This window comes from Marinomonas sp. IMCC 4694, assembly GCF_008122525.1.
GTDB lineage: Bacteria > Pseudomonadota > Gammaproteobacteria > Pseudomonadales > Marinomonadaceae > Marinomonas.
Genome location: NZ_VSRV01000001.1, coordinates 3151979 through 3166022 on the forward strand (window position 1 = coordinate 3151979; position 14044 = coordinate 3166022).

13 protein-coding genes are annotated in these 14044 nt (G+C 48.2%); 7 read left to right on the top strand and 6 right to left on the bottom strand.

Going from position 1 to position 14044, the window contains the following annotated elements; genetic code table 11:
* Positions 1-47: 47 nt before the first annotated feature.
* Complete coding sequence (gene rpmE, locus FXV75_RS14440; protein WP_148834511.1) at positions 48-263, bottom strand: 50S ribosomal protein L31; 216 nt, start codon at positions 261-263, stop codon at positions 48-50.
* Positions 264-532: 269 nt separating this feature from the next.
* Here rpmE and FXV75_RS14445 point away from each other — a divergent pair, with 269 nt between their 5' ends.
* The 6 genes from FXV75_RS14445 (at position 533) to FXV75_RS14470 (ending at position 6588) form a co-directional block, all read left to right on the top strand.
* A complete protein-coding gene (locus tag FXV75_RS14445; RefSeq protein WP_148834513.1) occupies positions 533-2764 on the top strand; it encodes a primosomal protein N' in 2232 nt (743 codons plus the stop codon).
* A gap of 56 nt (positions 2765-2820) precedes the next feature.
* The gene (locus FXV75_RS14450) at positions 2821-3465 is read left to right on the top strand and encodes an SPOR domain-containing protein (RefSeq protein ID WP_148834514.1); all 645 of its coding nucleotides are present in this window, start codon (positions 2821-2823) and stop codon (positions 3463-3465) included.
* A gap of 132 nt (positions 3466-3597) precedes the next feature.
* Positions 3598-4155 carry an ATP-dependent protease subunit HslV gene (gene hslV, locus FXV75_RS14455; RefSeq protein WP_148834516.1) on the top strand — a complete coding sequence of 186 codons (558 nt, stop codon included), beginning with the start codon at positions 3598-3600 and terminating at the stop codon, positions 4153-4155.
* Between the two features lie 47 nt (positions 4156-4202).
* The gene (gene hslU, locus FXV75_RS14460; protein ID WP_148834518.1) at positions 4203-5525 is read left to right on the top strand and encodes an ATP-dependent protease ATPase subunit HslU; all 1323 of its coding nucleotides are present in this window, start codon (positions 4203-4205) and stop codon (positions 5523-5525) included.
* Between the two features lie 15 nt (positions 5526-5540).
* Positions 5541-5924, top strand: a complete 384-nt coding sequence (locus tag FXV75_RS14465) for a gamma-butyrobetaine hydroxylase-like domain-containing protein (RefSeq protein WP_148834520.1) — start codon at positions 5541-5543, stop codon at positions 5922-5924.
* Between the two features lie 37 nt (positions 5925-5961).
* A complete protein-coding gene (locus FXV75_RS14470; RefSeq protein ID WP_148834522.1) occupies positions 5962-6588 on the top strand; it encodes an SCP2 domain-containing protein in 627 nt (208 codons plus the stop codon).
* Here FXV75_RS14470 and FXV75_RS14475 read toward each other — a convergent pair.
* The 4 genes from FXV75_RS14475 to ilvA form a co-directional block, all read right to left on the bottom strand.
* Positions 6585-7478 (bottom strand): DMT family transporter, encoded by an 894-nt coding sequence (locus FXV75_RS14475; protein WP_148834524.1) that lies wholly within the window; start codon positions 7476-7478, stop codon positions 6585-6587. The two genes, FXV75_RS14470 and FXV75_RS14475, sit on opposite strands and share 4 nt — an antisense overlap.
* Positions 7479-7516: 38 nt before the next feature.
* Positions 7517-8512, bottom strand: coding sequence for an asparaginase domain-containing protein (locus FXV75_RS14480; protein WP_148834526.1), 996 nt, complete (start codon positions 8510-8512; stop codon positions 7517-7519).
* Positions 8513-8643: 131 nt separating this feature from the next.
* Entirely contained in the window at positions 8644-10377 is a 1734-nt protein-coding gene (gene argS / locus FXV75_RS14485) for an arginine--tRNA ligase (RefSeq protein ID WP_148834528.1), read from the bottom strand.
* A gap of 103 nt (positions 10378-10480) precedes the next feature.
* Complete coding sequence (ilvA, locus tag FXV75_RS14490; RefSeq protein WP_148834530.1) at positions 10481-11986, bottom strand: threonine ammonia-lyase, biosynthetic; 1506 nt, start codon at positions 11984-11986, stop codon at positions 10481-10483.
* Positions 11987-12230: 244 nt separating this feature from the next.
* Here ilvA and rpiA point away from each other — a divergent pair, with 244 nt between their 5' ends.
* Positions 12231-12902 carry a ribose-5-phosphate isomerase RpiA gene (gene rpiA / locus FXV75_RS14495; RefSeq protein WP_148834532.1) on the top strand — a complete coding sequence of 224 codons (672 nt, stop codon included), beginning with the start codon at positions 12231-12233 and terminating at the stop codon, positions 12900-12902.
* A 37-nt stretch (positions 12903-12939) separates the two neighbouring features.
* Here the strand turns inward: rpiA and FXV75_RS14500 are convergent, their stop codons facing one another.
* Complete coding sequence (locus FXV75_RS14500; RefSeq protein WP_148834534.1) at positions 12940-13908, bottom strand: zinc transporter ZntB; 969 nt, start codon at positions 13906-13908, stop codon at positions 12940-12942.
* Positions 13909-14044 lie beyond the last annotated feature (136 nt).

A 14044-nucleotide genomic window follows, 5' to 3' on the forward strand; every position in this document is an offset into this window, starting at 1 on the left:
CGAGTAAGCTGGGCGCCTTTTTAATGCGATCACGGTCATGCCACCAATTACTTAGTCGTACGACGTGCTCCGAAACGCTTGTTAAAGCGATCAACACGACCACCCGTGTCCAACATTTTTTGTTGGCCCGTGTAGAAAGGATGACAGTTGCTACATACGTCGATGTGCATGTCTTTGCCTGCAGTTGAGTTAAGGTTCAGAGTGTTACCACAAGTACAAGTTGCAGTAAGCGCTGCGTAAGTTGGGTGGATATCTTTTTTCATTGTAGTTACCTTAAAGTTTGGTGTGCCGCCACTTGATCAATAAAAATGGGCTATTGCCGAGCCAAGCACCGCACGTTTTGTTGTACAGACATTGTACAGAGGATCCAAGAGTGGCGTATTTTAGGGATCTATTAGCGAATCAGCAACCTTTTTATCCCGCATCCCACATAAATTTGTGGCTCGCACCCAAGCATCACTCTGACGTACACTTACGGTTTCTATAGTAAGCTCTATTAACACAGTCAACTCTACAAGGTCTAACCTAACGCATGTCTGAGGCGCTTCTTACTCCTTACCCCTTCATCAAAGTCGCTTTGCCCGTGCCAATGCGGACCCTATTCGACTACAAAGTCCCTAAAGCCATAGCGCTACGACATGAATTGAAACCCGGTATGCGCGTTAAAGTGCCCTTTGGAAAAAGCAGCCGGCTGGGCGTTATTGTTGCTTTGAGTGAACACAGCGACTGGGATCATGAACAGGTGAAACCGCTCACCGCGATGCACGACGAACGCCCTGTCATCACTCAAGAATTAATGGCGCTGTGCGAATGGGCGGCGCGCTACTATCATCACCCAATTGGCGACGTCATTTTTCACGCGTTACCGGTTCTGCTGCGCAAAGGTGAAAATGCCGAGTTCCGAACTGAAAACTGGTGGCTCACCACAGATGAAGGCAAAGCTTTGTCGCTGGAAACACTCAGCCGAGCACCGCGCCAGCAAGACTTTTTGAAAGCCGTACAGCAACACCCTCATGGATTGAGCCAACATGCGGCATCGGTCTTAGACTTGGCTCCCGCCGCAGGCAAAACCCTAGAAGAAAAAGGCTTACTACGCCGTGAACCTCGTTCTTTTAATAAAGCGGGGGAAAAACACGCGCATCAAACTCAAGTGCCGCCAACACTTAATACCGAGCAAAGGCACGTCACAGACCACTTGCTTAACGCTCGCCATCATTTCAATGTGGCGTTATTGGATGGCGTCACCGGCAGCGGTAAAACCGAAGTATTTTTACAGGTCATGGAACGGTTAATAGTCGAAGGTAAGCAAATCCTTGTTATGGTGCCGGAAATCGGCCTAACACCTCAAACCTTGAAGCGTTTCGAAATTCGCTTCAATACTGATATTGTGTTAATGCACTCTAACATGAGCGATCGAGAACGCCTCGACGCTTGGCTGCTGGCCGCCAGCGGTCACGCTAAGATCATCATAGGTACGCGCTCTGCCGCGTTTATCCCCGCGCCGAATTTGGGATTAATCGTCATCGACGAAGAGCATGACACCTCATACAAACAGCACGAGGGCTTTCGCTATCACGCTCGTGACCTTGCTATTAAACGGGCGCACGCGTTGGATATTCCGGTGCTATTAGCCTCAGCAACCCCCTCTTATGAAAGCTTAACCAATGCGTTACAAAAGAAATTCGCGTGGCTCAAATTGCGCAAACGCGCCGGTAATGCGCACATTCCCGACATGGAACGCGTGGATTTGCGCGGCAAAACTCTCATTCATGGCTTTACCGAGTACGCTCTCGCCAGCATAAAATTCTGCTTAGAACGCAAAGAGCAAGTGCTGATTTTCTTAAATCGTCGTGGTTATGCACCCACTTTGATGTGCCATCAATGCGGCTGGATCGCCGCCTGCGATCATTGCGATGTCAATCTCACTGTTCATAAGCGTGCCAACAAATTGCATTGCCATCATTGCGATACTCAAAAAGCGTTACTGCACACCTGCCCTGAGTGCCAGAGTGAAGAGCTGTTTACGGTTGGCGAAGGCACAGAGCAGGTTGAGACACAGCTCAGCGCCTTGTTTAAAGACGTACCGATTTTGCGTATCGATCGTGACAGCACACAGCGTAAATCTGCCATGGCAAAGCTCACCCAAAAAATCCATGAACACGATCAAGCCATTCTGATTGGTACACAAATGCTAGCCAAAGGGCATCATTTTCCCAATGTCACCTTGGTGGTCATTATGGACGCTGACGCCGGTTTGTTTTCGCCCGACTTTCGCGGCATGGAACGAACCGCGCAGCTGATCACGCAAGTTGCTGGACGTGCTGGACGCGCTAAAAAGCCAGGGCATGTATTGTTGCAAACGTATCACCCGGATCATGCGGCAATCGAATGTTTGTGTCACCTTGGTTATGAGCACTTTGCGATTGACGGATTAAGCGAACGCAAAGCGTTATCACTGCCCCCGTTTTATCACCAAGTAATTGTCCGCGCCGAATCCAGTAACGAGCAAGAAGCCATGCAACTTTTAAACGCCATGCGACATGACCTGGAACCCTATTTTTCTAAGGACGTGTATCTGGTTGGCCCTTATACCGCCATCATTGTGCGCAAAGCAGGGCAACATCGAGCACTCATCTCGATAAAAGCCGCTCAGCGCGCGCCTTTGCACCATGCAACTCAACTCATGAGTGATTGGCTGGAGCAATCCAGCAAACAGCATCGGATTCGTTTCGCAATCGATGTAGATCCACTGGAAACTTATTAAGCTTGACCGCATAATGTGCGCTACTTATTTTAAGCCAACGCTAAAAAGCCCAAATTATGTTTAATCCTGTGCAAATCGCTGCCAAAGGCAGTCGCCCAAGAAAGGGCGCAACGCGACGAACGCCTCCTCCGCCAAAACGTAAAACACCATGGTGGCTATGGCTGCTGGTGCCTGCGATTCTGGCCGCCTTTGTGTATGGTTTGATGCAGCTGAGCCAAGTTAAAACCGCACCCAAAATGACGCCCATCGAGAAAATTAAGGTGACACCGAAACCCACCACCAAAGCCGCGCCTAAAGAACCAAAAGTTACGCCGAAAGAACCAAAAGTAACGCCGAAAGAAACTAAGGTCACGCCTAAAAAGGACACCTTTGAGTTTTATCAGATCTTGCAAGACAGTGAGGTCGATACCAGCCATGTGGATGCGTATCAATCCACGCCGCGAGGTGAGCAAGATTTTTATTACATGCTCCAAGCCGCTTCTTTTCGTAGCCCTGAAGATGCTGACCGCATGCGCGCCAATTTAATTTTGTCCGGCTTGGTCGAAGCCAGCGTTCGAAAAACCATCGGCAAAAACGAGCAACCTTGGTATCGCGTGATTCTAGGACCTTATGAATCACGTTCTAAGATGAACCGCGCTGAAGACAAGCTCGTGTCTATGTCCATCTCGTCTTACTCTTATAAAATCCCGAAGGAACCGTAATAGACAGAACCGATCATGCTGTGGCGTATAACGCCATTACGTACCGAACAGGAAAGCGTGTTCAGTATGTGATTTTCGCTTGAAATCGAGTTATGCGCCCCCACTTTGTTAGTATCGAAACGGGAGTAAAGCATGACAACGATTCTAACTGTACGCAAAGGTAATCACGTCGTAGTAGGCGGCGATGGGCAAGTATCTCTAGGCAACACCGTAATGAAAGGCAACGCACGCAAAGTACGTCGTTTGTATCGTGGTGAAGTTATTGCGGGGTTCGCCGGTGGTACCGCCGACGCGTTCACTCTTTTCGAACGTTTTGAAGGCCAATTAGAAAAGCACCAAGGCCATCTTGTGCGTGCAGCGGTCGATCTGGCCAAAGACTGGCGTTCAGACCGGGCCTTGCGCAAGCTCGAAGCCATGTTGATTGTTGCCAACAAAGACAACACCCTGATCATTACAGGAACAGGTGACGTAGTGGAGCCTCAACACGGCGCGTTAGCCATTGGTTCAGGCGGTAACTTCGCCGAAGCGGCCGCACGTGCACTGATCGATAACACGGACCTTTCTGCGAAAGAAATTGTCGAAAAAAGCCTCAACATTGCGGCCGATATTTGTGTGTTCACCAACCACAGCTTAACTATAGAAGCCATCACCATAGACCCACAACTTGAAGACCAGTCAGCCCAACAATAGCCGACAAGCGACCCATTACCTCATTCAAGCAGAGAAGAGAATTTACCATGAGCAACATGACCCCAAGAGAGACGGTTAACGCCTTAGACAATCATATTATTGGTCAACAAAAAGCCAAGCGCGCCGTTGCCATTGCGCTGCGTAATCGCTGGCGCCGCATGCAATTACCCGAAGACATGCGCTCTGAGGTCACGCCAAAAAACATTTTAATGATAGGGCCCACTGGTGTTGGTAAAACCGAAATCGCCCGTCGTTTGGCCAAACTGTCCAATGCGCCTTTCATCAAAATCGAAGCCACGAAATTTACCGAAGTAGGCTATGTAGGCCGGGATGTAGAATCTATTATTCGTGATTTGGTGGAAATGGCCATTAAAATGCTGCGTGAGCAAGAAACTGCGCGCTTGCGCCACAAAGCCGAAGACGCCGCAGAAGACCGTATTCTTGATGTGTTGTTACCGCCAGCCCGTGGTGGCGACCCAGAATTAGCAGACAATAGTACTCGCCAAACCTTCCGCAAAAAGTTACGTGAAGGCCAACTCGACGACAAAGAAATCGACATCGATATCGCCGATTCGCCAATGGGTGTGGAGATCATGACGCCACCGGGCATGGAAGAAATGACCAGCCAGTTGCAAAACATGTTTTCCAGTTTGGGCTCGCAAAAAACCAAAAAGCGAAAAATGAAAGTCAAAGATGCGTTACGCCATGTTCGTGATGAAGAAGCGGCCAAATTGGTCAACGAAGACGAACTCAAAGCCCGCGCCGTCGACGCCGTTGAACAAAACGGCATTGTCTTTTTAGACGAAATCGATAAGGTGGCTAAAAGCTCTGAACGCAGTGGTGGCGAAGTGTCTCGTGAAGGCGTACAACGCGACTTGTTGCCATTAGTCGAAGGCTGTACTGTGTCGACTAAATACGGCATGATCAAGACCGATCACATTTTATTTATCGCCTCTGGTGCGTTTCATTTGTCCAAACCTTCTGACTTGATCCCAGAGCTGCAAGGTCGTTTACCCATTCGTGTTGAACTCGATGCCCTCACTGTAGAGGATTTCAAACGCATTCTAGTGGAGCCAAGTGCCTCGCTGACCAAACAATATGTCGCCTTGGCAAAAACCGAACACATTAATCTTAACTTCACCGAAGCCGGCATTCAGCGCATTGCTGAAATCGCGTTTCAAGTGAACGAGCGCACGGAAAACATCGGTGCACGTCGCTTACATACTGTGCTTGAACGGTTACTCGAAGAGGTGTCTTACTCTGCCAGCGACATGCCAAACGATCAAACCGTTGACATCACCGCCGCTTATGTTGACGAGCAGCTCGGTGAGATTGCTGAAAACGAAGATCTAAGCCAATACATTCTGTAGCGATTAGGAAACACCATGACGGCACCCACGCCAACCCACATTCATTATCATAAGCAGTCTCGTGAGTTGGCGCTCACTTTTGCCGATGGTCAAGCGTTTCGACTCAGCGCAGAGTACTTACGTATTCATTCACCCTCGGCAGAAGTGCGCGGTCACGGTCGACAGATTCCTATTTTGCAATACGGTAAAAAGAACGTTGCCATTAACAATGTCGAGGGTGCGGGCAACTACGCCCTCAAAATCTCTTTCGACGATGGCCACGATACCGGATTATATTCTTGGGAATATCTCTATAATATCGGCAAAAATCATGACGAGCTGTGGCAGATGTACTTAGACCGTCTTGAAAAAGAAGGCCAGACGCGTGACACTTCAGTGATTCAGATTCACCAAATTTAGTTTTAATCGTATTTCATCCATCATCGGGAAAATCGTTATGAGTTCACTTAGTTTGTCAGCCCTCAGCGCCATTGAAAGTGCGATCAACCTTGCCTTAAAGCAAGACACGCCTTCTCAAAACCGTCTGAGTAAACTCGCAGGACAACAAGTGTTTCTCTATATCGAAGATTTTTCGTTTATTCTGCAGGTTCATATTCTTGAACAAGGCGTCATGCTGAATAGACCAGAAAGTTTAGATGACATTGAGCTCGATCCAAAATTAGACACGCTCGTCCAGGGTCCAAGCTCGGCTTACAGAAAGCTGCTCGATGGTGACGGTTTTTTTGGCGGCGACCTACGCATTCAAGGCAACGCGCAAGCCTTAATGACCCTGCACAAAGTGATGGAAAACTTTGAATTAGATTGGGAGGGGTTACTGGCTGACCACATTGGCGATTTACCCGCAGCGGCTTTGGCTCGACTGCTTCGTGCCCAATGGTCTTGGAGCAAAGAGTTCGCCACCAACGCCAGAATGCAACTGGTCCAACACTTACAAACCACCAGCCAACTCTTGCCCAGCAAGATCGAATTTGATCACCACATTGATGAACTCGAGCGCTTTGACACCGCCCTCGATCGCGCAGAAGCCAAGCTTAGAATATTAGAAAAAAAACTTTCTAATTAGTCTTTTTCTAGTTCCCTCGTTCCCGCGCCTCGTGGGAACGAGGCACTCAAGTAAACACCGGCAATGGTCACCACAAAGCCTACTATTTGAATCGTGCTCATCGATTCACTGAATATAAAGTAGCTCTCTACCGCGGCAAGAGGCGGGGCGAGTAGCAATAAAGTCGAAACATGAGAGGCTTTCGATTTTCTCAATAACCAAACCATTAAGAAAACCCCACCGCCTGACAAGACAAAAACGCCCCACGCGACCAAGGCAAACGACTCCCACTGCATGACAAATAAGCGTTCGCCTAAGAAAAGCACAAAACCAAGAGAAATCGCACTACCGGCGAGGTTTTGTATCGCTAAAGAACTGAAAATATCAGACGAGGCAATGGAGGTTTTTTGATAGGTCACGCCAAGGGAGAGAACCAGTATTGCACAGCACCCCAAGCTTAACGTCAGTAATGACACACCGCCATTGCCCATATCAAGATCCAATGCGGGACTCACCACTAAAACCAGCCCAAGCATACCGATGACAATTCCGATAATACCTTTGAATGATGTTTTTTCTTTGATCAGTAAAAAAGCCAATACCGTGACTAATGCAGGCTGCAATGCACCGATTAACGCCATGATGCCAGCAGGCAGACCTTGCGCGATAGCAACATACGCAAAACCAAGGTAAAAACCATTCATCAACATACCAGCGACGATGTGTTTCGGCAGTTCCTTCCATTGGGGAAACGGTCGACGCAGCCATAAGGCAATCGTCAAAAATACCATCCCTGCGCATAAAAACCGGATACCTAAGTAAACGTTAGGGTCAATGAAGCCGACAATGAATTTGCCAGTAATAAATCCCATCGACCAAATCAAAACCAAAAGCATTGAGAGAAACGCCATTTACTTTCCTTAGTTCTACACTCAGATGATTCGCAAGCTTAACGATTAAAAATATCTTTAATCTCTCTGCTGTCCATACCCAAACCAATCAAGACGTGTAGTCGCGCAAACGCGGCCTCATAGGTTGAGTCTTTACCTGAAACAACGCCAGCGTTCGTCAGCGCTGAACCCGCTGCATACGCACCCGCGACCACACTTCCCGCACCGCATTGGCTCACATTCACAATAACAACACCGCGCTCACTGGCCGCTTTTAACACCCCAAGAAGTGCCGCATTTTTATCTGGCGCATTGCCCGCGCCATAGCTCAACAGCACCGCACCTTTCACCTTCTCGTTTAACAAGCCTTGCCAGTGTTCGGCTTGCACGCCAGGGAAAACAGGTAACATGGTGACCGTACCTTCTTCCATATCTGGAATACGAAATTTCATTGGCGGTTTAATCAGGAGTTGAGAAAAATGGCTGTCACGCCATTCCCAATCAATACCTAACTCACCATACGCAGGCGAATTCACAGAACGGAAGGCTCGCCAATCACTGGTGTGAGATTTGTGGGCTCTGTCACCTTCGATGAGGCGATCTGCGAAAAACAAAAACACGCCTTGTCGCTTTTTAGCAACCAAGTGTTCACACGCCGAGACAGCTCCAAGAACGTTGTTCATTGCATCACTTCGAGCTTTGTATAGTGGCACTTGAGCGCCTGTCACAATGATAGGTTTCTTACTTGGCGCAATCATATAATTCAACGCCGCGGCCGTGTACGCCATGGTGTCGGTTCCATGCAGTACAATAAAGGCATCGAAATCTTGCCATTTGTTCTCAATATCACGGCCGATCATCGCCCAGTCTTTTGGCGCCGCGTTTGAAGAATCGATCAAGGTCTCGTAGCTTTCAATAACGCACTCATGCTCTAGTTCTTTGTATTGCCCGAGTTGATCAGCAAGCTGCTTTGCAAAGGCCGCGTCCGGTACTAATCCATTATCAGACGGCACCATACCAATTGTGCCGCCCGTGTAAGCGATGTAAATTTTCATAAAGTCGTTCCGATGTTCTTAAACATTCCGCTATTGTTAAACATTCAAATAGTGACCGATATGTATCACAACTAAAAAAAGCGCTGTTTCATTAGAAAAGCGCCTTTCGTTAATTCATTAAAGAACGACGATTACATGCGCTCTAAAGTTTCAATCCCTAACAAAGACAAGCCGAGTTTCAAGGTAGACGCGGTATTCAGTGCCAATTGAAGGCGGCTGTTTTTCACTTCGTCATCGGCATTAAGAATCGGACAAGCCTCGTAAAACGTCATAAAGGTGCCAGCCAAATCGTACAAATAAGCACATAAGAAATGCGGCATACCATCGTTAACAACTTGCTGTATGGCTTCTTCGAACTGACACAGCGTCATTGCCAACGCACGTTCTTGATCGGCTTCGATGGATATGTCACCTGTCAAGCTCGCTACGTCTGTCTCAGAGCGCTTAACCATGCTCGCCACTCGCGAATAGGCGTACAGCAAGTACGGCGCTGTATTGCCCTCAAAGCTCAGCATGGTGTCCCAGTTGAACACATAATCACTGGTACGGTTCTTCGACAAATCGGCGTATTTCACCGAAGCAATACCCACCACACGGCCGATATTACGCAACTCTTCTTCGTTCATATCTGGGTTCTTCGACGCCACAAGCTGATAAGCTCGCTCTTGTGCTTCTTCCAACAAAGACGACAATTTCGCTACGCCGCCAGAGCGGGTTTTAAATGGCTTGCCGTCACTGCCCATCACGGTACCAAACGGCATGTGCTCAAGCTGTGTTTCTGGTTTTACGAAGCCCGCTTTACGCGACAAGGTGAAAATCTGCTGAAAATGCAAAGACTGGCGCGCATCGACAAAATACAACACACGGTTCGCTTGCAACGTATGCTGACGAAAACGCACCGCGGCCAAATCCGTCGTCGCATACAAAAAGCCACCACCGGTTTTTTGTACGATAACGGGGGTGATGTCACCTTCTTTATTGGCGAACTCTTCCATGAACACACACTGAGCGCCGTTTGACTCTTGCAACAAGCCTTGTTCTTTCAGCTCGTTTACCACGTTTTGTAAATCGTCGTTGTAGGCACTTTCTGGCATCACATGCTGACGCTCTAAAGACACACCAAGCATCTTGTAAGTTTCTTCACAGTGCGCCATGGAAATTTCGATAAACTCGTCCCACAACGCCAAACACTCTTCGTCGCCGGACTGCAACGCCACGACCAATTCTCGGGCGCGAACGGCAAAGGCCTCGTCGTCATCAAAGCAGGTTTTCGCCGCACGGTAGAAGGTTTCCAAATCCGACAACGCCATGCTGATCTTGGTGTCTTGGGCGCGCAAACGCTCCATATAAGCCAACAACATGCCAAACTGTGTGCCCCAATCGCCAACGTGGTTTTGACGCACCACCTGATGACCGAAAAATTCCAACGTACGGACTACCGCATCGCCAATCACCGTCGAACGTAAATGCCCAACGTGCATTTCTTTTGCTAAATTTGGCGCCGAATAATCAACGACCACCGTCTCTGGTGCCACGACTGCTTGCACGTCTAAACGCTCACTGGTGCGCAACACAGACAGTGCTTTGCTTAACCAGACGTTTTTCAGAAAGATGTTAATAAAACCAGGGCCAGCGATTTCCACTTTATCCGCCAAATCCGCCAAATCCAGCTTCTCAAGCGTGGCTTGGGCGAACTCGCGCGGGTTCATTTTTAACGCTTTAGCCGCGCCCATTATGCCGTTGGCTTGATAATCACCAAATTGAACTTTTGCAGATTGACGAACCAACGCCGGCGCCGTATCGGACGCGCCCGCCGCGATCATAGCGGCTTGAATGCGTTGATTAAGAAGGGTTTGAATATTCACAAAAAAAGGGCCTTTAAACAGTCCAAATGTCGCCTTATCGGCGACACAAGAGAATCAAAAATCAAGAAAATAGTGACACTAATAATAACCGATCCGTCAGCGTTTAGCGAAAGAACAGCTTACACGCGTCGTTGTTATTTTCATCTTGATACGGATACCCCAGCTCGTCTAAAAAGTGCGTTACATCGGTTTCTTCGCCCACCGCTTGCAACCCCACCAAGACACGACCGTAAGCATCACCGTGATTGCGGTAATGAAACATGGAAATATTCCATTGACCGCCCAGCGTATTTAAGAATTTCAACAAGGCACCAGGGCGCTCTGGGAATTCGAAACTGTACAGCAACTCGCCTTTATCACTGCGCAAATGTCCGCCGATCATGTGACGAACATGCACCTTGGCGGTTTCATCGTCGGTCAAGTCGACAATTTCATAGTCGCTCAAATCTGCTAGTAATTCTTTACGACTGTGAGGACTGCCACCCAAAGCCACGCCAACAAAAATCACCGCTTTTTGATCATCCCCATAACGATAGTTAAACTCGGTGATATTGCGCCCCACCAATGCCTGGCAAAAATCTTTGAAACTGCCCGGCGATTCGGGAATTTTCACCGCAATAATAGCCTCGCGTTTTTCCCCCAATTCAGCGCGCTCAGACACGTGACGCAAACGGTCGAAATTCACATTGGCGCCACTGTTTATCGCAATCAAGGTTTGCCCTTTAACGCCTTCGCGTTCGATGTATTTTTTCAGCCCTGCCAAGGCACACGCACCCGCCGGCTCAGTAATGGCTCGAGTGTCGTCGTAAATGTCTTTAATCGCCGCACACATTTCATCGGTGGTGACGGTGATCACTTCGTCCACCGTGTCTTTGGCAATGGCAAAGGTATTGTGGCCTATTTCTGCGACGGCAACGCCTTCGGCAAAAATCCCGACCGTCGCCAACCGTGTCGGCTCGCCTTTTTCCATCGCCACTTTTAGACACGCCGCGTCTTCTGGCTCCACGCCGATGATTTTAATATCAGGACGCAAGTATTTCACATACGCTGCAATACCCGCGATCAGTCCGCCACCGCCGACCGGAATAAAAATCGCGTCAATGTTTCCTTCATGTTGATGCAAGATTTCCATGCCGATGGTGCCCTGCCCAGCGATGGTGTCTAAGTCATCAAAAGGGTGAACGTAAACCTGACCGGTTTGTGCCATGATTTCCCGAGACTTAGTTGACGCTTCATCAAACGCATCGCCAAACAACACCACTTCAGCGCCATGATTTCGCACCGCGTTAACCTTTACTTCTGGGGTGGTCGCTGGCATCACAATGGTGGCTTGAATGCCCAGTTTTTTGGCCGCCAATGCCAAGCCTTGAGCATGGTTCCCAGCGGATGCCGCGATCACACCGCGAGCTCGCTCTTCTGGTGTTAGCTGACAAATTTTGTTGTATGCCCCACGAATTTTGAACGAGAAAACTGGCTGCAAATCTTCTCGTTTCAAAATAATCTCATTGCCTAATCGAGTCGATAATTGATTAGCACGAGACAGTGGCGTTTCTACGGCCACGTCATATACGCGCGCCTGTAGAATCTTTTTTATCATGGTGTGGGGCATAGTGATTCCTAAACGAATATAAAATCGAGTAGGGAATATACTCTTTCACTCCGTTTGGCGCAAAGACCGATAGACTTTTACATCATATAAAAACCCATTAAATCAGCATCAAGTAAAAAAACAGAGGCTAACAATCAATACATGAAGCGCCTATAATATGGTGACCATCAGAGGTGGCTTATTTTTAATCATAAGTCGATTAATATCGTCCTTAGCAACATTATAATAGAAGGTGAACATCACCATGACTCAAGACGAATTGAAACAAGCGGTTGCTCAAGCGGCGGTCGCCTATATTCTTCCCATGCTAGAAACCGATACCATCGTAGGCGTAGGAACGGGCTCCACAGCCAATCTTTTTATCGATGAACTGGCAAAATATAAAAGCCATTTCGACGGTACAGTAGCCAGCTCAGACGCGTCTGCTGAACGTCTAAAAAAACACGGCATTCCAGTTTATGACCTCAACAGCGTCGACAGTATTCGCGTATATGTTGATGGCGCTGATGAGTCAAACGACAATTTATACTTGATCAAGGGCGGCGGCGCGGCGCTAACGCGTGAAAAAATCGTCGCCGCATGCAGCGATGAATTTGTCTGTATTGCAGACGAATCGAAACTGGTCAATATTTTGGGGGATTTCCCCTTACCGGTAGAGATCATCCCGATGGCGCGCGGCCATGTGGCTCGCGAATTAGTCAAACTAGGCGGCGACCCTGTGTACCGTGAAGGCGTAGTGACCGATAACGGCAACCACATTTTAGATGTGTACAATATGGAGATTCTCGACCCGATCGCCGTAGAAAAAAGCATCGACGGCATCGTGGGTGTGGTCACCAACGGCTTGTTTGCCAAGCGTTCTGCGGACGTCTTGTTGCTCGCGACCAAAAACGGTGTGAAGACACTGAAAAAATAACCTCAAACAACAGAGTTCAAAAAAACGCCGCTGACCATTAAAACCAGCGGCTTTTTCTCATCAACACAAACTGACCGCCACCTAACACCACTAAGGCGATGCAGAACAACCAAAACGCATTCCCGCTTTCTGTCCCTGGCATACCGCCAATATTGATACCAAATAACCCCGTTAAAAAACCCAACGGCATAAAAATACCCGATAAAATCGACAACACATACATGCGTGCGTTCATCTTTTCAGCTTGCAGGTTAGCGAACTCCTCTTGCATCAGCAAACAGCGCTCACGCAGAGATTCAAGCCCTTCCACGTAACGAGTGATGTCGTTGGCCGCTTCTTGAACTTGTGCCGTTTGGTCTACCGTCATCCAAGTTAATGACTCTTGTGATAATTTATGGATAGCTTCTTTTTGTGGGACTAAAAAGCGACGTAATCGTATGGTTTCCAGACGTCGCTGCACTAGGGAATCACGCTGCCCCGTTTCGATGCCTTCACCAATACTTTCCTCTAAATCCGCCAGCTCATCTTCCAAACTGTTAATGACCGTTGCCATACGGCCTGTTAATGTCTCGGTCAAAGTCGCCACAATGTCTGCGGCATTAATCGGCCCGGTATTATTCTGTAGGTCCTTAACCACATCTTGCACAGACAGCAATCTACGACGGCGGCTCGATACAATGAAATGTGGCGTCACCCATAAACGTAAAGACACCATGTCGGAAGGATTCGACTCTGGATTCAAATTCACACCACGTAGAGTCAACAACAAACCTTTGCCCATTTTAACCGCTCGAGGTCGCGTTTCTTCAGCAAATAAAGCTTCCACCGCTGTTTCAGGGACATCAGCCAAACTTGTCAACCAGTCATACCCTTCCTCTTCCAGACAATCCAAATGCACCCAGCGACAGCCACTTTCAGGCAGTACTTTTGGTAATTCAGTCACCGGAAGCGACACCGCTCCACCGACACCATCAAGTTCTAAATTATGAACAACAAAACCAGACATAACGCTTCCTTTTAATATTTTGCGTAGATTATCTGAAAACACCCATATACCCTATTTATTTTATCGCCAGACATGCCGCCTGGCTGACACTCCGCGTTTAGAATGGCATACTTTGGTTACTTCAAATCACAAGGAA